Origin of the sequence: Pseudomonas sp. JQ170C (genome assembly GCF_035581345.1) — a bacterium.
Lineage (GTDB): Bacteria > Pseudomonadota > Gammaproteobacteria > Pseudomonadales > Pseudomonadaceae > Aquipseudomonas.
In genome coordinates this window covers 2,541,679-2,562,158 of record NZ_CP141608.1, presented here as the reverse complement: position 1 = coordinate 2,562,158, position 20,480 = coordinate 2,541,679, and the positions used below count along the sequence as shown (strand labels likewise).

21 protein-coding genes and 1 tRNA gene are annotated in these 20,480 nt (G+C 62.1%); 11 read left to right on the top strand and 11 right to left on the bottom strand.

Annotated features, from left to right (window positions below; all coding sequences use genetic code 11):
• Position 1 precedes the first annotated feature (1 nt).
• Positions 2–784, top strand: coding sequence for an aldolase (locus U9R80_RS11945; protein WP_301840598.1), 783 nt, complete (start codon positions 2–4; stop codon positions 782–784).
• A 44-nt stretch (positions 785–828) separates the two neighbouring features.
• Entirely contained in the window at positions 829–1,713 is an 885-nt protein-coding gene (locus U9R80_RS11940) for a dihydrodipicolinate synthase family protein (protein ID WP_301840596.1), read from the top strand.
• 9 nt (positions 1,714–1,722) lie between these two features.
• On the opposite strand, the gene U9R80_RS11935 is transcribed toward U9R80_RS11940, so the two are convergent.
• Positions 1,723–2,736 (bottom strand): AraC family transcriptional regulator, encoded by a 1,014-nt coding sequence (locus tag U9R80_RS11935; protein WP_301840594.1) that lies wholly within the window; start codon positions 2,734–2,736, stop codon positions 1,723–1,725.
• A 168-nt stretch (positions 2,737–2,904) separates the two neighbouring features.
• On the opposite strand from U9R80_RS11935, the gene U9R80_RS11930 reads away from it, so the two are divergent.
• The 3 genes from U9R80_RS11930 to U9R80_RS11920 are packed head-to-tail and all read left to right on the top strand — an operon-like array spanning position 2,905 to position 5,559.
• On the top strand, positions 2,905–4,089 hold the full coding sequence (locus tag U9R80_RS11930) for an acetyl-CoA C-acyltransferase family protein (protein WP_301840592.1): 1,185 nt from the start codon (positions 2,905–2,907) through the stop codon (positions 4,087–4,089).
• Between the two features lie 17 nt (positions 4,090–4,106).
• Positions 4,107–4,955: a 3-hydroxybutyryl-CoA dehydrogenase gene (locus U9R80_RS11925; protein ID WP_301840590.1), complete on the top strand. Its 849-nt coding sequence runs from the start codon at positions 4,107–4,109 to the stop codon at positions 4,953–4,955.
• A 10-nt stretch (positions 4,956–4,965) separates the two neighbouring features.
• Positions 4,966–5,559: a TetR/AcrR family transcriptional regulator gene (locus tag U9R80_RS11920; protein ID WP_301840588.1), complete on the top strand. Its 594-nt coding sequence runs from the start codon at positions 4,966–4,968 to the stop codon at positions 5,557–5,559.
• A 14-nt stretch (positions 5,560–5,573) separates the two neighbouring features.
• Here U9R80_RS11920 and U9R80_RS11915 read toward each other — a convergent pair whose 3' ends face one another.
• Genes U9R80_RS11915 through U9R80_RS11895 form a run of 5 tightly spaced genes read right to left on the bottom strand, consistent with a single transcriptional unit; the run spans position 5,574 to position 12,100 of the window.
• Positions 5,574–5,951, bottom strand: coding sequence for a response regulator (locus U9R80_RS11915; RefSeq protein ID WP_301840587.1), 378 nt, complete (start codon positions 5,949–5,951; stop codon positions 5,574–5,576).
• Positions 5,952–5,995: 44 nt separating this feature from the next.
• Positions 5,996–7,222: a hybrid sensor histidine kinase/response regulator gene (locus U9R80_RS11910; protein ID WP_301840586.1), complete on the bottom strand. Its 1,227-nt coding sequence runs from the start codon at positions 7,220–7,222 to the stop codon at positions 5,996–5,998.
• Positions 7,216–7,791, bottom strand: a complete 576-nt coding sequence (locus tag U9R80_RS11905; RefSeq protein WP_301840585.1) for a chemotaxis protein CheB — start codon at positions 7,789–7,791, stop codon at positions 7,216–7,218. Before U9R80_RS11905 ends, U9R80_RS11910 begins: the two co-directional genes overlap by 7 nt.
• Positions 7,788–8,609 carry a CheR family methyltransferase gene (locus U9R80_RS11900; RefSeq protein WP_301840584.1) on the bottom strand — a complete coding sequence of 274 codons (822 nt, stop codon included), beginning with the start codon at positions 8,607–8,609 and terminating at the stop codon, positions 7,788–7,790. Before U9R80_RS11900 ends, U9R80_RS11905 begins: the two co-directional genes overlap by 4 nt.
• Positions 8,606–12,100 (bottom strand): response regulator, encoded by a 3,495-nt coding sequence (locus U9R80_RS11895; RefSeq protein ID WP_301840583.1) that lies wholly within the window; start codon positions 12,098–12,100, stop codon positions 8,606–8,608. The genes U9R80_RS11900 and U9R80_RS11895 overlap by 4 nt, the downstream gene beginning before the upstream one ends.
• A 291-nt stretch (positions 12,101–12,391) precedes the next feature.
• Here U9R80_RS11895 and U9R80_RS11890 point away from each other — a divergent pair, with 291 nt between their 5' ends.
• Both U9R80_RS11890 and U9R80_RS11885 read left to right on the top strand, forming a co-directional pair.
• A complete protein-coding gene (locus U9R80_RS11890) occupies positions 12,392–12,733 on the top strand; it encodes a response regulator (RefSeq protein WP_301840716.1) in 342 nt (113 codons plus the stop codon).
• Positions 12,734–12,847: 114 nt separating this feature from the next.
• Complete coding sequence (locus U9R80_RS11885; protein WP_301840582.1) at positions 12,848–14,161, top strand: glycosyltransferase; 1,314 nt, start codon at positions 12,848–12,850, stop codon at positions 14,159–14,161.
• On the opposite strand, the gene cobF is transcribed toward U9R80_RS11885, so the two are convergent.
• Both cobF and U9R80_RS11875 read right to left on the bottom strand, forming a co-directional pair.
• Positions 14,127–14,876 (bottom strand): precorrin-6A synthase (deacetylating), encoded by a 750-nt coding sequence (gene cobF, locus U9R80_RS11880; protein WP_301840581.1) that lies wholly within the window; start codon positions 14,874–14,876, stop codon positions 14,127–14,129. The genes U9R80_RS11885 and cobF overlap by 35 nt on opposite strands.
• 67 nt (positions 14,877–14,943) lie before the next feature.
• Positions 14,944–16,233: an OprD family porin gene (locus tag U9R80_RS11875; RefSeq protein ID WP_301840580.1), complete on the bottom strand. Its 1,290-nt coding sequence runs from the start codon at positions 16,231–16,233 to the stop codon at positions 14,944–14,946.
• 364 nt (positions 16,234–16,597) lie between these two features.
• On the opposite strand from U9R80_RS11875, the gene U9R80_RS11870 reads away from it, so the two are divergent.
• The 3 genes from U9R80_RS11870 to U9R80_RS11860 all read left to right on the top strand — a co-directional run bounded on the left by U9R80_RS11870 (position 16,598) and on the right by U9R80_RS11860 (position 18,122).
• Complete coding sequence (locus U9R80_RS11870; RefSeq protein ID WP_301840715.1) at positions 16,598–16,957, top strand: histone-like nucleoid-structuring protein, MvaT/MvaU family; 360 nt, start codon at positions 16,598–16,600, stop codon at positions 16,955–16,957.
• 214 nt (positions 16,958–17,171) lie between these two features.
• Positions 17,172–17,693: a lactoylglutathione lyase gene (gene gloA / locus U9R80_RS11865; protein WP_301840579.1), complete on the top strand. Its 522-nt coding sequence runs from the start codon at positions 17,172–17,174 to the stop codon at positions 17,691–17,693.
• A gap of 180 nt (positions 17,694–17,873) precedes the next feature.
• Positions 17,874–18,122 carry a hypothetical protein gene (locus tag U9R80_RS11860; RefSeq protein WP_301840578.1) on the top strand — a complete coding sequence of 83 codons (249 nt, stop codon included), beginning with the start codon at positions 17,874–17,876 and terminating at the stop codon, positions 18,120–18,122.
• A 25-nt stretch (positions 18,123–18,147) separates the two neighbouring features.
• On the opposite strand, the gene U9R80_RS11855 is transcribed toward U9R80_RS11860, so the two are convergent.
• Entirely contained in the window at positions 18,148–18,363 is a 216-nt protein-coding gene (locus tag U9R80_RS11855) for a DUF3079 domain-containing protein (protein ID WP_301840577.1), read from the bottom strand.
• A gap of 179 nt (positions 18,364–18,542) precedes the next feature.
• Positions 18,543–18,618 (bottom strand) — tRNA-Gly (locus U9R80_RS11850).
• Between the two features lie 202 nt (positions 18,619–18,820).
• Here U9R80_RS11850 and U9R80_RS11845 point away from each other — a divergent pair.
• Positions 18,821–19,834 (top strand): ABC transporter substrate-binding protein, encoded by a 1,014-nt coding sequence (locus U9R80_RS11845; RefSeq protein WP_301840576.1) that lies wholly within the window; start codon positions 18,821–18,823, stop codon positions 19,832–19,834.
• 75 nt (positions 19,835–19,909) lie between these two features.
• Here U9R80_RS11845 and pgsA read toward each other — a convergent pair whose 3' ends face one another.
• Positions 19,910–20,470: a CDP-diacylglycerol--glycerol-3-phosphate 3-phosphatidyltransferase gene (gene pgsA / locus U9R80_RS11840; protein ID WP_301840574.1), complete on the bottom strand. Its 561-nt coding sequence runs from the start codon at positions 20,468–20,470 to the stop codon at positions 19,910–19,912.
• Between the last annotated feature and the right edge of the window lie 10 nt (positions 20,471–20,480).

Here is a 20,480-nt window from a genome sequence, read left to right as displayed (position 1 = left end):
CATGGCCAAGACAATGGCATTGCCCAAGGACCAGCTGATCAAGCAGGCCCTCACACAGATGCAAGGCTCGCTTGCCGATAATACGTGGACTGTGCGTGAAAAGCTGGCCCTGACCTGCCGAATTCTGTTCGACAACGGCCACGACTCGGGCCTTGCCGGGCAAATCAGCGCCCGGGGTCCGCAGCCTGGTACCTTCTACACCCAGCAACTGGGCCTGGGCTTTGACGAAATCACCGCCAGCAATCTGCTGCTGGTCAACGAAGACCTGGAAGTACTCGAAGGCAGCGGCATGCCCAACCCGGCCAACCGCTTCCACAGCTGGGTGTACCGGGCGCGTCCGGACGTGAACTGCATCATCCACACCCACCCCACCCACGTCGCCGCCCTGTCGATGCTCGAAGTGCCGCTGCAGGTGTCGCACATGGACCTGTGCCCGCTCTATGAAGATTGCGCGTTTCTTCAAGCCTGGCCGGGCGTACCAGTGGGCAACGAAGAAGGCGAGATCATCAGCGCGGCCCTGGGCGACAAGCGCGCCATCCTGCTCTCGCACCACGGCCAGCTCTCCACCGGCGCCAGCATCGAGGAAGCCTGTGTCATCGCCCAACTGATCGAGCGCGCCGCCAAGCTGCAACTGCTGGCCATGGCCGCCGGCGAAGTCAAGCCGATCGAACCGGCACTGGGCCGCGAAGCCCATGACTGGATCTCGCGTCCGAAACGCCACAGCGCCGCCTTCAACTACTATGCGCGCCAGTGCCTGCGGGTGCATGCCGACTGCATGAACTGATTGCTGCCCATTTCGCCCTAATTGCCTTACTTGCGGAGTTCATCATGTCCACGACCTTTCACGGCATCATCGGCTACACCATCACCCCGTTCAGCCACGATGGCGAGCAGCTCGACCTGCCCGCCCTGGGCACATCCATCGACCGCCTGATTGCCGGCGGCGTGCACGCCATCGCCCCGCTGGGCAGCACCGGTGAAGGCGCCTACCTCAGCGACCTTGAGTGGCAGCAGGTCGCCGAGTTCAGCCTGGCGCACATTGCCGGGCGCGTCCCCACCATCGTCAGCGTCTCGGACCTGACCACCGCCGGCGCCATCCGCCGTGCGCGCTTTGCCCAGGCCCACGGTGCCGATGCGGTGATGGTGCTGCCGGCCGCCTACTGGAAACTCAGCGAAGCCGAGATCATCCAGCACTACCGCGCCATCGGTGCCAGCATCGACGTGCCGATCATGCTCTACAACAACCCGGCCACCAGCGGCACGGACATGTCGGTGGAGCTGATCCTCAAGATCGTGCGCGAAGTCGACAACGTGACCATGGTCAAGGAGAGTACCGGCGACATTCAGCGCATGCACAAACTGCAACTGCTGGGCGAAGGCCAGGTGCCGTTCTACAACGGCTGCAACCCCCTGGCCCTGGAGGCGTTCGTGGCCGGTGCCAGCGGCTGGTGCACGGCAGCGGCGAACCTGATTCCCGTCCTCAATCAGCAGCTGTACCAGGCGGTGCTGGCGGGCGATCTGAAAACCGCCAGGGCCGTGTTCTACCGCCAGTTGCCGCTGCTGGATTTCATCCTCAAGGGGGGATTGCCCGCCACTATCAAGGCAGGCCTGGCCATGACCGGGCTTGAGGTGGGTGAACCACGCCGGCCGGTATTTGCGCTGGATCAGGCCGGGCAGGACTACCTCAAGGCACTGCTGCACACACTGCGCTGAGTCCCGGCCCTAGCGCGAGGCCGCCATGCGCAGGCGATAACTGCCAGGGCTTTCACCGGTCCACTTCTTGAAGGCCCGGTGAAACGCACTGGATTCCTGAAAACCGGTGCGCTCGGCGATCTCGGCAATGCTCATGTCCGTCTCGCGCAGGCACTCAAAGGCCATGGCCCGGCGCACCTCATCCTTGATCTGCTGGAACGAGCGCCCCTCCCGTTCCAGCAGCCTGCGAAAGCTGCTGGCGCTCAGGCCCTGGCGCTTGGCCATGGCGACCAGTGTCGGCCACTGGCCCTGCTCGCGTTCGCGCAGGTATCGGTAGACCTGGGCCACCTGGCCGTTCTGGTTGCGGTAGCGGATCACCAGCCACTGGGGAGCGCTGCGCAAAAAAGTCTTGAGCCCGGCCAGGTCCTGGATCACCGGCAGGCGCAAGTAGTCGGCGGCAAATTCGATCTCCGTGCACCCGGCGCCCAGTTGCAGGTTCGGCCCCCACAGCAGCGGATCGTCATCCTGCGCCGGACGCCTGTCGGCCAGCGCAGTGCGGTCGATCACCAGGCGTTGCCCGCCCAGCCAGCACAGCAGGCTGATGACCAGCGCCAGGAAGGTTTCTTCGGCATACACCCGGGCGACCGGGTCGTCGATGTTCGAGCGCAGGCTGATCACGGCCCGCCCGCCCTTGAGGGTCACGCTCGCGCGCATGTCCCGCAGAAACAGCGCAAAATTGCTCAGGCACTGGCGCAAGGCTTTTTCCAGGGTCGGCTCCTGGATCAGCCCCCGGCAGATCAGGGCAAAACTGCCCACCGGCATGCCGTGGCTGTCGAGGTTGAAAAACTCGTCATTGAGGTCCTGGATCAACAGCAGCCACAGCCGCGCAAAAGCCGACGCCTGCACCCGTGCGCCGGGCGTGCCAAGGACGCCGGGATCGATTCCGGCTTCACGCAACAGTGCCTCGCCCCGCAGCGGCTGGTCGCGCAGGGAATGGAGCATGGAATGGACGAAATAGACCGCGACTGTATCGTTTTCCCGCATGGCGGATTCCGCAAGGGTATGGCAAAAAATACCAGTTTCACTGAGCAGTTAAGGCATAGGCCCGGCTGCAGCCTTTGCCTAGACTCGATGACTACCTGAACCTGGCCCGGTGTGCATTCTGGCAGAGCCTGCCTATGCCCCGCCACGCTTTCGCCTATGGAGTCGATCATGAATACCCCAGAAATCTACGTCGTCAGCGCCGTGCGCTCGGCAATCGGCAGTTTCGGTGGCACCCTCAAGGACCTGCCGCTGGCGGACCTGGCCAGCACCGTGACCCGCGCCGCCATCGAGCGCGCCGGTGTGGCGCCTGAGCAGATCGGCCATGTGGTCATGGGCACCGTGATCCCGACCGAAGCTCGCGATGCCTACCTCGCCCGAGTGGCGGCGATGAATGCCGGCGTGCCCAAGGAAACCCCGGCGTTCAACGTCAACCGCCTGTGCGGCTCGGGCCTGCAAGCCATTGTCTCGGCAGCCCAGAGCCTGCTGCTGGGTGAAGCCGAAGCCGTCGTCGCCGCTGGTGCCGAATCCATGAGCCGTGGCCCGTACCTGCTGCCACAGGCCCGTTGGGGTGCGCGCATGGGCGACCTCAAAGGCGTCGACTACATGCTCGGCGTGCTGCATGACCCCTTCGCCGGCTTCCACATGGGCATCACCGCCGAGAACGTCGCCGAGCGCAATGGCATCACCCGACAAATGCAGGATGACCTGGCCCTGGTCAGCCAGCAGCGCGCCGCCCGTGCCATCGCCGAAGGCCGCTTCGCCAGCCAGATCGTGCCGATTGATATCCCGGGCCGCAAAGGCACCGTACGCTTTGAGGTCGACGAGCATGTCCGCGGCGAAGTGACCGCCGAGCAACTGGCCGGCATGAAGCCTGCGTTCAAGAAAGACGGTACCGTCACCGCCGGCAACGCCAGCGGCCTGAACGATGGCGCCGGCGCCCTGGTGCTGGCCACCGCTGATTTCGTCAAGCGTCACGACCTGCGTCCGCTGGCCCGCCTGGTGGCCTACGCCCACGCCGGCGTCGAACCTGAACTGATGGGCCTGGGCCCGGTACCTGCCACCCGCAAGGTGCTGGAGAAGGCCGGTATCAGCGTTGCCGACCTGGACGTCATCGAGTCCAACGAAGCCTTCGCCGCACAGGCCTGCGCCGTTTCCGGCGAGCTGGGCTTCGACCCCGAGAAGGTCAACCCCAACGGCTCCGGCATTTCCCTGGGTCACCCGGTGGGCGCTACCGGCGCGATCATCGCCACCAAGGCCATCCACGAGCTGCAACGCATTGAAGGCCGCTACGCGCTGGCGACCATGTGCATCGGTGGCGGCCAGGGCATCGCTGTCGTCTTTGAACGCGTCTGAACCAAGGAATCATCACAGTGAGTATTGAAAACATTGCGGTGATCGGCGCGGGCACCATGGGCAACGGGATTGCCCAGGTGTGTGCGGCAGCCGGTTACCAGGTGACCCTGATCGATGTGTCCGACGCTGCGCTGGAGCGCGGCGTGGCCACCCTGCGCAAGAACCTGGAGCGCCAGGTCAGCAAGCAGACCCTCAGCGCTGAAGACGCCCAGGCGGCAGTGGCGCGTATCCGCACCAGCACCGACTACGCCCAGTTGGCCTCGGCGCAGTTGGTGATCGAAGCGGCGACTGAAAACCTCGACCTCAAGCTGCGCATCCTCAAGCAGATCGCCGAGAGTGTCAGCAGCGACTGCGTGATCGCCACCAACACTTCGTCGCTGTCGATCACCCAGCTGGGCGCGGCCATCAGCAACCCTGAGCGCTTTGTCGGTGTGCACTTCTTCAACCCGGTGCCGATGATGGCCCTGGTGGAGATCATCCGCGGTCTGCAGACCAGCGACGCCACCTACGCCAAGGCCCTGGCGCTGACCGAGCAGGTCGGCAAGACGCCGATCACCGCCGGCAACCGTCCAGGCTTCGTGGTCAACCGCATCCTGGTGCCGATGATCAACGAGGCGATCTTCGTGCTGCAGGAAGGCCTGGCCAGTGCCGAGGATATCGACACCGGCATGCGCCTTGGCTGCAACCAGCCAATCGGCCCGCTGGCCCTGGGCGACCTGATCGGCCTGGACACCCTGCTGGCCATCATGGAAGCCTTCCATGAGGGCTACAACGACAGCAAGTACCGCCCTGCCCCCCTGCTCAAGGAAATGGTCGCCGCCGGCTTCCTGGGTCGCAAGAGCGGTCGCGGTTTCTACACCTACTGAGGGCCTGACCATGGACGCCGCTTTGCGCTGTACGAGCTTTGAAGAGCGGCGTGACAGGGCCTTGACGCTCTTTGCCGAGAAAGGGTTTGGCCAGGTCAGCATGCGTGAGCTGGCCAGCCACCTGGGCCTGACTGCGGGGTCGTTGTACCACCACTTCCCCAGCAAGCAGGACCTGCTGTACGACCTGATCGAGGAGCTGTACGAAGAGCTGCTGGCCGCCCTCAACCAAGGGCGCCGTGCACACCAGCAAACCCTGGCGCAAGTGATTGCCGCGCACTGGGCGCTGCATGCCGAGCGCCCCCTGCAGTTTCGCCTGGCCGAGCGGGATCAATGCTGCTTGAGCCCGGATCAGCAGGCGCGCATCGGCCAACTGCGCCAGCAATATGAAACCGCGCTGCTGCGGCTGCTCGTGCCCAAGGCCACCTTGCGTGGCAAGGCACTGGAAGCCTCGGCGCATGTCATCGCCAACCTGCTCAACAGCCTGCCCGGCTGGCTGCAGGCCTCGCAGTTGCCGCAGGCCCAGGGCCTGGCCTTGATGGAAAGCATGCTGATGGGCGGGATCGAACGAACCTTGCGCGGTGACAGCCTCAACTCAATGGCCTGAGCCCTCGCCGGGCCCTAGCGCAACAGCGCCTGGATCTGGTCACGCAGGGTATCGAGGTCAAAGGGCTTGGCCAGGATGGGCGCCTTGAAGGCGATAGGGCTGCCCGATTCGCGGATCTCTGCCGGGTAGCCGCTGATGAAAATCACCTTCAGGTCCGGTCGCAGCTTCAGGGCAGGCTCAGCGATCTGCACGCCGGAGATCCCGCCCGGCAGGCGAAAATCGGTGACGATCAGGTCCAGGTGCGGTTTGCTGGCGAGGATTTCGAACGCTTGCTCACCGTCTTCGGCCACCAGCACGTGGTAACCCTCACCCGACAGGTAATCCCTCAGAACCATACGAATGGTGTCGTCGTCTTCAACGACCAGCACCACATCCTGCGCATCTTCACTCATGCCAACGCCTTGTTTTTCAATAAGTTCAAACTACGACCCCGGCCTTACGCCGAGGTTGCCTGCTGCTGGTCTGTTTCTTGTCGCAGCCGGGTCAGCGGCAGGCGAACGGTAAAGGTCGCGCCCTGCCCCTCGATACTGTGTACACCAATGCTGCCGCCATGGGCCAGCACGATCTGCTCGGAGATATACAACCCCAGGCCCAGCCCCGCACTGCTCTGGCTGGACGCCACGCGCTCGAATTGCTGGAAGATGCGCTGCTGGTTCTGCTCGCTGATGCCGATGCCCTGGTCTTTGACCTCGACGCAGGCCATGCCCTGCTGCTCGAACGTGCGCACATGCACCGGGCTTCTCGCCCCGTAGCGCAAGGCATTGGTCAACAGGTTCGCCACGACCTGCTCGATCCGAAACTCGTCCCAGACACCGCTCAACGACGCCTCGGCGCTGAAGTCGATAGACGACTGGGCAGCGATGGCCTGGGCGGCGAAGTTCTCGATCAGGCCACCGACCAACTGCGACAAGTCGAACGTGCCGGGGCGGATCGACAGCTTGCCGGTGCGTATCCGTGACACATCGAGCATGTCCTCGATCAAGCGGATCAGGCTGTTGATCTGGCGTTCGTCACGCTCGACCATGGCGCGCATCTTGTCCAGGGTAAAGGCATCGGCATTGTCGCGGGCCAGGTGCATCTTGCGCAGCTGGGTCTCGAGGATCAGGCCGTTGAGCGGTGTGCGCACCTCATGGGAGACAATCGACATGAAGTCATCGCGCATCCGCACCGCGTGCTCAAGCTCACCGCGAGTGATCTGCAACTGGGCCAGCAGCTGCGCCTGCTCTTCGCGGCTGCGCTCTATGGCCTCCAGCTGTTGCTTGAGCGCCTTGCGCTGGCGGAACAGGTCGATGAACACGGCCACTTTGCTTTTGACCGCGTGAGGGTCGAGCGGCTTGTGCAAGAAGTCCACGGCCCCGCTTTCGTAGCCCTTGAAGGCATAGTTCATCTCACGCCCGGCGGCGCTGACAAACACGATCGGGATGTTCTTGGTCTTCTCCATGCCGCGCATCAGTTCGGCCAGCTCAAAACCGTTCATGCCCGGCATCTGCACATCGAGAATGGCCAGGGCGAACTCATGTTCGAGCAGTAGCGACAACGCCTGGTCGGCCGATTGCGCCTGATGCACTTCACAGTCGCTGCCCTTGACCAGTGCCTCCAGTGCCAGCAGGTTTTCCGGCAGGTCGTCGACGATCAGCAACTTGGCTTGTATATGGCTCAACATTCAGTGGGCTCCAGCTTGGCGAGCAATTGCCCGATGCCATTCAAAGGCAGTATATGGTCAGGACGGTGCAAGGCCAGCGCCGCTTGCGGCATGGTCGCGACCTGCGCTTCCTGGGGGTCCTGGACAATGGTATGCCCGCCCAGGCGCTTGATTCGCGCCAACCCTGCGGCGCCGTCCTCGTTGGCGCCGGTCAGCAGCACACCCAGCAGCGCCGGGCCATAGGCGTCGGCGGCGGACTCGAACAACACGTCGATCGACGGCCGGGAAAAATACACACGCTCCTCCTGGCTCAGGGAAAAACTGCGGTCCTGCTCCACCGACAAGTGGTAGCCGGGACCGGCGAAATAGATCATGCCCGGGGCCAGTGCCTGCTTGTCCCGGGCCTCGCATACAGGGCGCTTGAGCCTGCGGCTGAATACCTCGGCCAGGTGGCTGTGACGGTCATCGGGCAGATGCAGCACGCACACCACTGGAATCCGGAAATCGGCCGGCAAGCAATGGAACACATGCAGCATAGCGCTGACGCCGCCGGCCGAGGCGCCCAGGGTGATCGCCTGGATGCCGTTCATGATTTGCGGTAGATCCGTTCAGGCTTGACCAGCGCCTCGAAGCGGTCGGCGTAGGCCGAAAAGTCCAGCGATTCCTTGCTCCCCAATACCAGAAAGCCGCGGTGGCACAGCGACTCGTGGAACAGGCCGAAGGCGCGATCCTGCAAGGTCTTGTTGAAGTAGATGAGCACATTCCGACAAGAGATCAGCTGGGTTTCGGAAAACACGCTGTCGGTGGCCAGGCTGTGGTCGGCGAAGGTCACGTTGTCGCGCAGGCTGCTGTCGACGATGGCGTTGCCGTAGGCCGAGGTGTAGTACTCGCTGAAGTCACGGCTCCCGCCGGCCTTGCGGTAGTTTTCGGCGTACGCGTGCATGTTCTGTATCGAATAGATGCCCTGCTTGGCCTTTTCCAGGGAGTTCGGGTTGATATCGGTGGCATAGATGATGGTGCGCTCCAGCAGGCCCTCTTCGCGCAGCAGGATCGCCATCGAATAGACCTCCTCGCCCGTGCTGCAGCCGGCGATCCAGATCTTCAGCGACGGCCAGGTGCGCAACAGCGGCACCACTTCCCGGCGCAGGGCGAGGAAGTGCTCGGGATCGCGAAACATCTCGCTGACCGGAATGGTCAGGAACTGCAGCAATTGCATGAACATGCCCGGGTCGTGCAGCACCCGCTCCTGCAGCGCCGAGACTGTCTTGCAGTCGAACTGGCGCAGGGCATGCTGGATCCGGCGCTTGATCGAGGCGCCGGAGTAGTCGCGAAAGTCATAGCTGTACTTGAGGTAGATCGCCTCGATCAACAGCCGTATTTCAATGTCGGTGTTACGTTCGATAGTCAAATTCGCTCCAGTTGCGGCAGCCAGACACGGATCAGCGAGAACAGTCGGTCAAGTTCAATAGGCTTGGCCAGGTAATCGTTGGCCCCCGCTTGCAGGCAACGCTCCTGGTCGTCCTTCATCGCCTTGGCGGTGACCGCTATGATGGGCAGCTTGCGCCAGCGCGGGTCCTTGCGAATCAAGCGGGTGGCTTCATAACCGTCCATCTCCGGCATCATCACATCCATCAGCACCAGGTCGACGTCGGCATGCTGCTCCAGTCGCTCGATGGCTTCGCGGCCGTTGCGAGCGATCTCGACGATTGCGCCCTTGTGTTCCAGGGCACTGGTCAGGGCAAAGATGTTGCGTACATCGTCATCGACCAGCAACAACTTGCGCCCTTCAAAGACCTTGTCGCGGCTGCGCGCCGTCTTGAGCATGCGCTGCCGTTCATGGGACAGCGTCGACTCGACTTTGTGCAGAAACAATGTCACTTCATCAAGCAGGCGCTCCGGCGAACGTGCGCCCTTGATGATGATCGAGCGTGAGTACTTGAGCAGGTCCGCCTCTTCGTCCCGGGTCAGGTTGCGCCCGGTGTAGACGATCACCGGCGGGAAGGCGCGGATGTCCTCGGCCGACATGCGCTTGAGCAGCTCGTTGCCTAGCATGTCGGGCAGCTTGAGGTCGATGATCATGCAGTCATAGATGTTCTCGCGCAGCAGTTCCAGTGCTTGCTGGGCCATACCGACGGCGGTGATCTCGATGTCGTCATCGCCGATCAGGCGGGCGATGCTTTCGCGCTGCAAGTCGTCGTCTTCGACCAGCAGGATGTGCTTGAGCTTCTGCGTCAGCTTGGCCTCGAGGCGGGCGAACACCGCCTTGAGCTCGTCGCGGCTGGCGGGCTTGACGGCATACCCGACCGCGCCCATGTGCATGGCCGCCTCCATCCGGTCTTCAACAGAAATGATATGCACCGGAATGTGCCGGGTGCTGGCTTGCTCCTTGAGCCGCTGCAGCACCGTCAGGCCTGAGTGGTCCGGAAGGCGCATGTCCAGCAGGATCGCATCGGGGATGAAGGTGGCCGCCAGCTCGAAGCCTTCGTCGGCCACCTGGGCGACCAGGCAGCTGTACCCCAATTCATGCGCCAGGTCGAAGAGGATGCGGGCAAAGTTGGGCTCGTCCTCGATCACCAGAATGCAGCGGTTACTGAAGGGTGCCAGCTCGCGGTCATCGGCAAAGGCCGGTGCGCGGCGCACAGCGACGGCCACGCTGGCAGGCGCCTGCGGCTCGGGCTCGCGCATCGACACCAGCGGTTGGTTGATGATCACCGCCGGGGCCTGGCTGTCCACCGGCTCGTAGTGTTCCGGCAGGATCAGGCTGAACACACTGCCCTTGCCTTCGCTGCTGTCGACGCTGATCTGCCCGCCCAGCAGCTGTGCCAGGTCGCGGGAAATCGACAGCCCCAGGCCGGTGCCGCCATAGCGCCGGTTGGTGGTGCCATCGGCCTGATGGAAGGCCTCGAAAATGCTCTGTTGCTGGTCGGCGGCAATACCGATACCGCTATCGCGTACCGAGAAGACAATACCGGTGCCCGGCTGCGCGCTGACAGTCAGGCTGACCTGGCCTTTCTCGGTGAACTTCACCGCGTTGGACAACAGGTTCTTGAGGATCTGCTCCAAGCGCTGGCGGTCGGTGTACAGGGTCGCCGGCACCTGCGGCTCGATGACCACGTTGAAGTCCAGGCGCTTCTCGCTCGCCAGCGGTGCGAACAGGGTCTGCAGGCCCTCGACCAGGCGCGCTACCTGGGTGGTTTGCGGCCTGACTTCAAGCTTGCCGGCCTCGACCTTGGCGATATCGAGGATATCGTTGATCAGGTTGAGCAGGTCGTTGCCGGCCGAGTAGATCGAATCGGCAAACTTGACCTGTTCTTCGCTGAGGTTGCCCTGACTGTTCTCGGCCAGCAGCTTGGCCAGGATCAGCGAGCTATTGAGCGGCGTGCGCAGCTCGTGGGACATGTTGGCCAGGAACTCGGACTTGTACTTGCTCGAACGCTGCAGTTCTTCGGCACGTTCCTGCAACTCGCCCTGGGCGCGGTTGAGCTCGCCGTTCTTGTGATCCAGCGCATCGCGCTGCTGGGCCAGGGCCTCGGTGCGTTCGGCCAGTTGCTCGTTGGTCTGCTCAAGCTCGGCCTGCTGGGTTTCCAGGTGCGCCTGGGACTCCTTGAGCACCCGCGATTGCTCCTCGAGCTCTTCGTTGGCGGTTTTCAGCTCTTCCTGCTGCACCTGCAGTTCTTCATTGAGCTGCTGGGTTTCCGCCAGCACTTCCTGCAGGCGTTGGCGGTAGCGGGCGCTCTCGATGGAGGTGCCGAGGTTGTCGGCGACCCGCTCGAGGAACTCGATGTCGCGGTCGGTCAGGGCGCGCAGGAAACCCAGCTCGACCACGCCGTTGACCTGGCCGTCGTTGCTGGCCGGCATCACCAGCACACTGCGCGGCAGGCCTTCCCCCAGGCCCGAGGAAACCTTGAAATAGTCTGCAGGCACGTCATCCAGACGCAGCAGGCGACCCTGGTTCACGGCCTGGGCCAACACGCCTTCCTGGTGCCCGATTACCTGCTCGCGCGCCTGTTGCTCACGGGAAAAGCCATAGCTGGCCACCCGGCGCAAGCCACCGTGCTCATCGCGCACATAAAGCGCGGCGACCACGCTGCCCAGGTAATTGGCAAAAAAACGCAGGATGTTGTTGCCCAGCATCGGCAAGGTCAGTTGGCCCAGCACCTGTTCGGCCAATTGAGTCTGGCCGCTGCGCAGCCAGGCCTGCTGTTCCAGTCGCTGGTTGGCGCGTTGCTGGGCCTGCAGATTACTGGAGTAACTGGCCGACAGTGCCAGCAGGTCCCGGCGCCCAAGGAAGGCCAACAAGGCACTGAGGAGGATGACAAAGACCAGGTAGGTGCAAATCGCCAACACGGTGTTGCTGCTGACCTGCTCGTTGCGCGCCACCCGCAACTGCTGCTCCATGGCAATGAAGGCGTCGAACTCCTTGCGGATTTCGTCGGTGATGCGCTTGCCGCGACCGCTGCGAATCGACTCGCCGTAGTCGCCAGCCTCGCGACGCAGGGTGATCATGTCGCTGGCAAATGCATTCCACTCCTGCTGCAGGCCGATCAGCCGGTTCAGCCGGTCAAGCTGTTGCGGGTTGTCCGTCACCAGCTGCTTCAGGCCATTGAGCCCGGACAACACCTGCGGCTTGGCCAGCTCATAGGGTTCCAGGAAGCGCTCTTCGCCGGTGATCAGGAAACCGCGCATACCGGTTTCCATGTCAATCGACAGCTTCACCGCTTCATTGGCGTTGTTGATGACCCGGTCGGTATGTTCGACCCACTGGATGGCCGACAACAGGTAACTGATCACCGCCACGAACACCAGGGCACTGAGCAGGCCCACCCCCAAAGGCAGTCCGATGTTGCGGCTCAGCAACTTGCGAAAACTTTGCTGATCTATCGAGGCGGGTTGAGTCATTGCAGAAAGTCCAGGCAAGTGAATCAAACACAAGAGTGTGGCGGAATTTTCGAGTAATTATTCTATTTTCCGCGACACCGGCCGTTGCAGGCCTGCTTGTCATGAAGTCTAAACAGCTTTGCCACTTCTGGCAGGGCATTTAGCCAGCATTTGAGACCTGTGTACGGCAATCGTTCCCTGCCGAGGCACAGATCGTTATTCTGCAGAGCACGCAGGGAACTTCAGGCAACACCCGGCTTACAGAATATGAACACCCACCTGCACAGGACCCTCGCCATGCCCTCACCTACCTTGCCGCTGCTGATCGTCGAAGACGACGATATCGTGCGCATGCTGATCGTCGAAGTACTGGGCGAGCTGGGCTACGCGGTGATCGAGGCCCAGGACGCCGGCGCAGCCCTGGCGATCCTTGAAGACGCCGGCCAGCCGTTGGCGCTGATGATGACCGATGTCGGCTTGCCGGACATGGACGGCAAGGCCCTGGCGGCCAAGGCGCGGGAAGCCAGGCCGTTGCTGCCGATCCTGTTCGCCAGTGGCTATGCCGAAAACATCCAGGTCCCCGAAGGCATGCACCTGATCGGCAAGCCGTTCAGCATCGATCAGCTGCGCGACAAGGTCCAAAGCATCCTGTAGGAGCGGGCTTGCCCCGCGATAGCGATCGCTCAGTTGCATCGCATCGCGGGGCAAGCCCGCTCCTACCCGGGATCTGGTTTAATACGCGTTTTTTTGCCAAGGCCCTCAGCACTCATGCCCACCCTCAATGTCCTGGTCATCGGCTACGTCTGGCCCGAACCCCGCTCTTCGGCCGCCGGCGGGCACATGATGCAGATCCTTGAAAGCTTCGTGCAGCGAGGCTACCGCGTCACCTTCAGCAGCCCGGCGACCGTGGGCGAGCACAAGGCGGACCTGGCAAGCCTTGGCATCGCCGAGCAGGCCATCACCCTCAACGACAGCAGCTTCGATCAGTTCGTCAGTGAACTGGCACCGAATGTCGTGCTGTTCGACCGCTTCATGATGGAGGAGCAGTTTGGCTGGCGCGTGGAGAAACACTGCCCCAACGCCCTGCGCGTACTGGAAACCTCCGACCTGCAAAGCCTGCGCGATGCGCGTCAGCAACTGCTGCGCCGACGCCTGATCGAAGGCCTGGACCCGAATGATTTTCGCGCCCTGTTCGCAACGCCCGGCCCCGAGCTGTATCGGCAGATGGCCTCGGCCGACGTCACCCTGCGCGAACTGGCGGCCATCTACCGCAGCGACCTGAGCCTGATGATTTCCGACGTCGAGATCGACCTGCTGATCAACGGCTTCGGCGTTCCTGAGCACCTGCTGCACTGGTGCCCGCTGATGGTCGACATCCCCAGCGAGCCGTTCAAGCCCTGTGCTGCGCGTGCGAACTTCCTCAGCATCGGCAATTTCCGCCATGCGCCCAACTGGGATGCCGTGCTGTGGATGAAGAACAGCCTCTGGCCGATGATCCGCCGACGCTTGCCCCAGGCCCAATTGCACATCTATGGCGCCTACACGCCGCCCAAGGCGACGGCGCTGCATAAGCCGGCCGAAGGGTTTCACATCATGAACTGGGCCGAAGACGCCCTGGAGGTGATGAGCAACGCCCGCATCTGCCTGGCACCGCTACGCTTCGGTGCCGGCATCAAGGGCAAACTGACTGATGCCATGCTGTGCGGCACCCCCAGCGTCACCACGCCAATGGGTGCCGAAGCCATGCACGGCGCCCTGCCCTGGCCGGGTGCGGTGGCCAGCACAGCCGAAGGCCTGGCCGAAGCCGCAGCGCAGCTGTACAACGACGAGTCGCGCTGGCTGCAGGCCCAGCAACAGGGCCTGCAATTGCTCGCTGCGCGCTATGACCGGCGCCAGCACGCCGCTGCCCTGGTGGAGCGCATCGAGTACGCGCTCAGCGATCTGGACCAGCACCGTTTGTTCAACTTCACCGGGGCCATGCTGCGCCATCACCAGCACAAGAGCACCCAGTACATGGCGCAGTGGATCGAAGCCAAGAACCGCCTGGCTACAGCGGCCGACGCAGCAGATAAGTGTCCATGATCCAGCCTTTGCGCGCCCGTGCCTGGGCGCGCAGCTCAAGTATCCGGGCCTTGACCTGCTGCAAGGGGCCACTGACGAGGATTTCGTCCGCGGTGCCCAGGTAGGCCCCCCAGTAGATGTGCAGCGCCGGGTCATCCAGGTCGGCGAATGCACATCCGCCATCGAGCATCACCACCAGGTTGTCGATTTTCGCCTGCGCGGGCAGGCGTCGGCCCGGCAGCACGGTCAACGGCTCGCCGATGCGGTTCAGGGGGATACGATGGCGCGCCGCCAGGGCCTGGACGCTGCTGATGCCGGGAATCACTTCAAGCTCGAATGCCAGCCCCCGGGCCTGGACCAGGTCGAGAATACGCAGTGTGCTGTCGTACAGCGTCGGCTCGCCCCAGAGCAGGAACGCCCCGCACTCCCCTTCGGCAAGCTCGGTTTCCAGCAGGCGGGCATAAAGCGCCGCACGTTGCTGGTGCCAGTCGTGCACGGCACCGACATAGTCGCTGGCTTCCCCCGCACGCTGGGGGTCGTCGACCTGTACCACCCGGAACCCTGGCTGGCGGATGTAGCGTTCGAGGATGTTCTTGCGCAGTTGCAGCAGCTCGTCCTTGACCGCGCCCTTGTCGAGGACGAAGAACACGTGCGCACGGTTCAGGGCATCGATGGCTTCAACAGTAATCTGGCGCGGATTGCCCGGCCCGATTCCGATCAATAACAGCTGTTTCATTGCAGTTGGCCCATTGTTCGCCCGGCCGACATTGTCGACCGGGCGAACAACAGTAGCAATGCGCGGTTTACCAGATCGAGAAGTTGTAGCTGACGATCACACGGGTCTCGTCCATGTCGCGCGCGTACTTCTCGTAGTTGCTGCGGAATGTCGAGTTACGCAGGCGCACGCTGACATCCTTGAAGGTGCCACTCTGTACCTGGTACTTGAACTCGGTGTCGCGCTCCCACTCCTTGCCCTCGTCCAGGCTGCCCGGCACCTTGACGTGGTCACCGCTGATGTAACGGGTAAGGAAGGTCAGGCCGGGGACGCCCAGGGCCTTGAAGTCATAGTCGTATCGCAATTGCCAGGAGCGTTCCTGGGCCGCGGCAAAGTCGTTGACCTGCGCGTAGTTGACCAGGTACGGGTTGCTGCCATCCAGGTACGGCATGGAGTTGTCGCCATACATGCGCTGCCAGCCTGCGCTGACCTTGTGACCACCCAGGCTGTAGCCGAGCATGCCACTGAAGGCGCGGTGATCGATGTCGCCCGCCCGCGCATTGCCAATGTCATCGCTCTTAATCAGGCGCAGGTCCGCCGACAGGCTACCGACATCCAGTGGCTGGCTCGCCACCACACCGAAGAAGTGCTGGCGATAGATGTTCTCAAGCTTGGCGACCTGGTACTGGGCGCTGAGGCGATCGTTGAACTTGTAGTCGACGCCGGCCATGTCGAAATGATCAGCGGTGATGTCGCAGGCATAGCGCTTGTTCTTGCAGTGCACGCGAATGTCCTGGCGATCGGTGGAATCGCGTGCGGTGTATTTGTCCAGGCGAGCAACATGGAACTTGAGGTTGTTGATCTCTTCGGAGGTCAGCAGCGCACCCTGGAACATCGTTGGCAGCAAACGGCCATCGTTGTATTTGAGCAGCGGCATGTCGGGCAACATCGAGCCGTACTTGAGCACGGTGTTCGAGTAACGCACCTTGCCGGTCAATCCCAACTTGGCATATTGATCTACCGAATGACGGGGGTCGCGACCACTGGAGGGCAACAGTCCACTGTTGCTGTCGGCCGGGCTGGAGTCGAGTTTAACTCCCAGCATACCCAGGGCATCGACACCAAAGCCCACAGGTCCTTGGGTATAACCGGACTGCACATTGAGAATAAAACCCTGTGCCCATTCTTCGCGCTTTGAAGCGCCCTGGCTGGAACTGACATGGCCATCGCGAAAGTCGCGATTGAAATAGACATTGCGCGCTTCGAGTTTGGCACTGCTGTCTTCAAGAAAACCGGCAGCCTGAGTCGAAGTGGCAGCCAACATCGCGAGCAGGCCAGTGAGGCTGCGCCCGGGCGCGAGAGGGGTTGGGGCAAACATGAGAAGCACAATCCGAAAGAGTGACAAAAACAACCGGCAACCATCCAGATGCCGGTAATGCGACCAGCGCCAACGAAGGTCTGGGCTGACCGACCATCATCGCGCAACCGCTCTAGGACGGGCCATTGGACCATCGTCTAAGGCGCATTCCAGGCCGGCGTTTAGTTTGCTCGCAGTAACGCGCGAACAAATAAGAAAGTTCCATCAAAGCGCAATTAAAAGTTAATTGTTTACCCGCTGCTTTGAGACTACTACACTCTTTATTAGTGCGATGTTGTGCCCAACCCGGTGGCGGCTGCGTCATTCAGATTACTCCACATGTACACGCATGCCGGGCCACTTCAGACATAAAGGAGTGATGACAGTGTCCAGACTTGCAGAGTTTCGTGCTGCCGAAAAAGCGCTTCAAGAACAGATGGCGCAACTGGAGGCGTTGAAAAAGGACGCCGGCCTCAAGCGCGAAATCGAGTTCGAGCGCAAACTTGTCGACCTGATGAAAACCTATGACAAGAGCCTGCGCGATATCATTTCCATCCTTGATCCCAAAGCCCCGGCCAAAGGCCCCGCTGCTGCGCCGAAAACGCGCCGCGCCCGGGTGGTGAAAGTGTATGAAAACCCCCATACCGGCGAGCTGATCGAAACCAAGGGCGGTAACCACCGCGGCCTTAAAGCCTGGAAAGAACAGTACGGCGCGAAGACGGTCGACAGCTGGTTGCGCGGGTGAAGAAACCCTTCACACTTTTTTCACATCGACTCTATCAGGATGGAGGCTGCTAACGGACTAGCGCCCCATACGCCCGCTTCGGCGGGCTTCTAATTCTTGCGCCTCGCCCTTCCCGGCGGGGCGCAAACCGTTTGCGCTATCGCATCAGTTCCGTATCATGTCGCCCTGACTGTTTTTTGCTGGCCATGCTGCCAGCTTCTTATGCGGAGTGCCCATGAGCCTGAACCATCTCGACACCCTCCCCGGTGTCACCGCGCAACCGGATGCCGCGACCCAGAACTTCGTCTTCAACCACACCATGCTGCGGGTCAAGGACGTTGCCAAGTCCCTGGACTTCTATACCCGCGTGCTGGGCTTCAGCCTGGTGGAAAAACGCGACTTCCCCGAAGCCGAATTCAGCCTGTACTTCCTGGCCCTGGTCGACAAGGCGCAGATTCCAGCCGATGCCGCCAAGCGCACCGAGTGGATGAAGTCGATCCCCGGCATTCTCGAGCTGACCCACAACCACGGCAGCGAGAACGACCCGGACTTTGCCTACCACAACGGCAACACCGACCCACGCGGCTTTGGCCATATCTGCATTTCCGTTCCGGACATCCGCGCCGCCTGCGAGCGTTTCGAGCAACTGGGCGTGACCTTCCAGAAGCGTCTGAGCGACGGCCGCATGAAGCACCTGGCCTTCATCAAGGACCCGGACGACTACTGGGTCGAGATCATCCAGCCCACCGAGTTCTAAACAACGCTGCACAACAAAACGGCCGGTTATCCCGGCCGTTTTCGTTTCTCATTCGCACTGGATGACGTTCGTCGCTCCCCGGCGCCTGCACCCTGTAGCTGTGGTATACCCGAAAAGAGCAGCCCAGCCTGCACCCTGAGCGAGGATACATTCGATACCCCAGCAAGCGAGGTCAGGACGATGAATACCCTTCAATGCGTGCATCGCAACCACACCATCACCGCCAGCGTCGAAACCCATGACGGCATTCCCACCCCCTTTGCCGCCGGATGCCTGATTACCGATCCCGAAGGCCACACCAGCCGGCGCCTGCCGCTGCCCTTGAAGATGGCCTTCCTTGCCGATCTCGAGAACGCCCAACACGCCTCACTGGCCCATGGCAAATGGCTGGTCGATCAGCAACTGGACAAGCGCCAGCACCTGTTCTGATTGAACGCCTGCCCGGCCGCTCAAACTATCCGGGGCGGCCATCCACCGCTGCGTCCTGAGTGATCGGCGGCTCGAAGCCCCAATCGCCGTGCAGGTACCAGTCGTCGCCGAGCATTTCGGCAGGATGCATGGTGCGATCGGCACCGTTGCCACACGCCAGCGCGCTGGCCGCACAATAGCGGTCGCAGCCCCAGCAGATGCGCTCGGGGTGTTTGGGATTGATTGGAAAGGGCTTGGTCATGATGAGCAGCCGGTGGTTGGACAGGTCCAACTTACCGCGTTGCCGGCAACCTTCCTTGATACAGGTCAAGCAGACTCACTGCCGCCCGGGAAGGCAGCGGATAGCCAGAAACAAAAAAAGGACCCGAAGGTCCTTTTTTCGCGGACTGTAGGCTTTAAGAAAACCTGCAGCGCCAGATTTGGAGCGGGAAACGAGACTCGAACTCGCGACCCCGACCTTGGCAAGGTCGTGCTCTACCAACTGAGCTATTCCCGCGTTTTGGTGGTGGCCATTCTATAGAATCAATAAATGGCGTCAAGCCTTTGATTCAAAAAACTTTTATTAAGTTGGCCATGACCACGTGGCCACTTGCAAAGTGCCAGGGAACGAAACCTCCCACGCCCTTCTCAGACTTCAGCCATTGCCCACGCCGCCCACCCTGATTAGCTTCGCTACCCCACTGTGCAAGGAAGCTCTCATGACCCTATTTTTCAGAAGCGTGGCGCTGTGCCTGACGTTCCTGGTACCGGCAAGCGTGCCGGCGCTGGAGCGCCCCAAACTCACCCTGGCCGTCGGCGGCCAGGCCGGCCTCTACAACCTGCCATTGACGGTCGCGCTGCAAAAAGGCTACTTCAAAGAACAAGGACTTGAGCTTGAGGTGGTCGATTTCAGCGCCGGCGGCCAGGCGCTCCAGGCCTTGATTGCCGACAATGCCGATGTCGTCAGTGGCGCCTACGACCACACGCTGAGGATGCAGGCGCGTGGACATGCCCTGCGCGCCTTCGTGCTGACTGCCGAGGCACCCCAGGTGGTCGTGGCAGTCTCTTCCCGGTCCCTGCCCGAGTACTGCATGGCGAGCGACCTGCGAGGCAAGAAAATCGGCATCAGTGCCGCAGGCTCCTCGACCCAGATGCTGGCCAACCTGGTCCTGGCCAAGGCGGGTGTAGGTGCCGATGAGGTTACCTTCGTCGAAGTGGGCGCCTCTGCCGATGCCGTGCAGGCCTTGCACAGCGGCAAGATCGATGCCATTGCCCACACCGAACCGGTCATCAGCCTGCTGGAAAAACAACAGGCCATCCACATCATTGCCGACACCCGTCACCCCCACGGGACGCGGGCCCTGTTCGGCGGGCCGGTGCCTGCCGGCACGCTGTATGCCAAGGTCTCGTTCATCGAGGAAAACCCCAGAACCATCCAGGCCCTGACCAACGCAATGGTCAAGGCCTTGCACTGGCTGCACGACGCCAGTGCCGACGACGTCGCCGCCCTGGTGCCCACCGCCTACCTGCTTGATGATCCAGACCTGTACAAGCAGGCCTATCGAAATATCCAGCCAGCACTCTCCAGCACCGGGCTGTTTCCCGCACAAGGCCCGGCACTCTCGCGGCAGGCCCTGCAAGCCTTTGACCCGACCTTGCAGGAAATGGCGCTGAGCCCTGCAGGCACCTGGACCAACGACTTCGTCAGCGCCGCCCTGCGGGCGATGCAGTAGCCCGCTGCGCAAGAAGCACAGCGCCAGAAACGAAAAAAGCGACCTCAAGGTCGCTTTTTTACTCACAACGATGCGTTACTTCTTTTCCGAACCTTCCCGCAAGTGCGGCCAGGCAGCGCGCAGGTAGTGCACCATCGACCACAAGGTCAGGCCTGCGGCGATCATCAGCAAGGTGTAGCCCACCACGACCCAGAAGCTCAACGTGGCCGGGTTGGCCAGCAGAATCACCAGGGCAAGCATCTGCGCCGCCGTTTTCCATTTACCCAGGTTCGACACTGCGACGTGCGCCCGCGCCCCCAGTTCGGCCATCCACTCGCGCAGGGCCGACACTACGATCTCGCGACCGATGATGACCACCGCCGGCAGGGTCAGCCAGAGGTTGGCATGACTCTGCACCAGCATGACCAAGGCCACGGCGACCATCAGCTTGTCGGCCACGGGGTCGAGGAATGCGCCAAAGGGCGTGCTCTGCTGCAGGCGACGGGCCAGGTAACCATCAAGCCAGTCAGTCGCCGCAGCGATGGCGAACACCGTACTCGCTGCCATATAGCTCCAGTGATACGGAACATAAAACAGCAAAATGAAGATCGGGATGAGCAGGACGCGAAGAACTGTAAGTAGATTTGGGATATTCATCGGCACAACT

What these genes read in the sequence shown, in the direction of transcription:
- U9R80_RS11895 (WP_301840583.1), bottom strand. Translation starts at nt 12,100, where the DNA reads ATGACTCAACCCGCCTCGATAGATCAGCAAAGTTTTCGCAAGTTGCTG.
- U9R80_RS11855 (WP_301840577.1), bottom strand. Translation starts at nt 18,363, where the DNA reads ATGACCAAGCCCTTTCCAATCAATCCCAAACACCCCGAGCGCATCTGC.
- U9R80_RS11940 (WP_301840596.1), top strand. Translation starts at nt 829, where the DNA reads ATGTCCACGACCTTTCACGGCATCATCGGCTACACCATCACCCCGTTC.
- U9R80_RS11930 (WP_301840592.1), top strand. Translation starts at nt 2,905, where the DNA reads ATGAATACCCCAGAAATCTACGTCGTCAGCGCCGTGCGCTCGGCAATC.
- U9R80_RS11860 (WP_301840578.1), top strand. Translation starts at nt 17,874, where the DNA reads ATGAATACCCTTCAATGCGTGCATCGCAACCACACCATCACCGCCAGC.
- gloA (WP_301840579.1), top strand. Translation starts at nt 17,172, where the DNA reads ATGAGCCTGAACCATCTCGACACCCTCCCCGGTGTCACCGCGCAACCG.
- U9R80_RS11910 (WP_301840586.1), bottom strand. Translation starts at nt 7,222, where the DNA reads ATGTTGAGCCATATACAAGCCAAGTTGCTGATCGTCGACGACCTGCCG.
- U9R80_RS11915 (WP_301840587.1), bottom strand. Translation starts at nt 5,951, where the DNA reads ATGAGTGAAGATGCGCAGGATGTGGTGCTGGTCGTTGAAGACGACGAC.
- U9R80_RS11885 (WP_301840582.1), top strand. Translation starts at nt 12,848, where the DNA reads ATGCCCACCCTCAATGTCCTGGTCATCGGCTACGTCTGGCCCGAACCC.
- cobF (WP_301840581.1), bottom strand. Translation starts at nt 14,876, where the DNA reads ATGAAACAGCTGTTATTGATCGGAATCGGGCCGGGCAATCCGCGCCAG.
- U9R80_RS11875 (WP_301840580.1), bottom strand. Translation starts at nt 16,233, where the DNA reads ATGTTTGCCCCAACCCCTCTCGCGCCCGGGCGCAGCCTCACTGGCCTG.
- U9R80_RS11945 (WP_301840598.1), top strand. Translation starts at nt 2, where the DNA reads ATGGCCAAGACAATGGCATTGCCCAAGGACCAGCTGATCAAGCAGGCC.
- U9R80_RS11935 (WP_301840594.1), bottom strand. Translation starts at nt 2,736, where the DNA reads ATGCGGGAAAACGATACAGTCGCGGTCTATTTCGTCCATTCCATGCTC.
- pgsA (WP_301840574.1), bottom strand. Translation starts at nt 20,470, where the DNA reads ATGAATATCCCAAATCTACTTACAGTTCTTCGCGTCCTGCTCATCCCG.
- U9R80_RS11845 (WP_301840576.1), top strand. Translation starts at nt 18,821, where the DNA reads ATGACCCTATTTTTCAGAAGCGTGGCGCTGTGCCTGACGTTCCTGGTA.
- U9R80_RS11920 (WP_301840588.1), top strand. Translation starts at nt 4,966, where the DNA reads ATGGACGCCGCTTTGCGCTGTACGAGCTTTGAAGAGCGGCGTGACAGG.
- U9R80_RS11905 (WP_301840585.1), bottom strand. Translation starts at nt 7,791, where the DNA reads ATGAACGGCATCCAGGCGATCACCCTGGGCGCCTCGGCCGGCGGCGTC.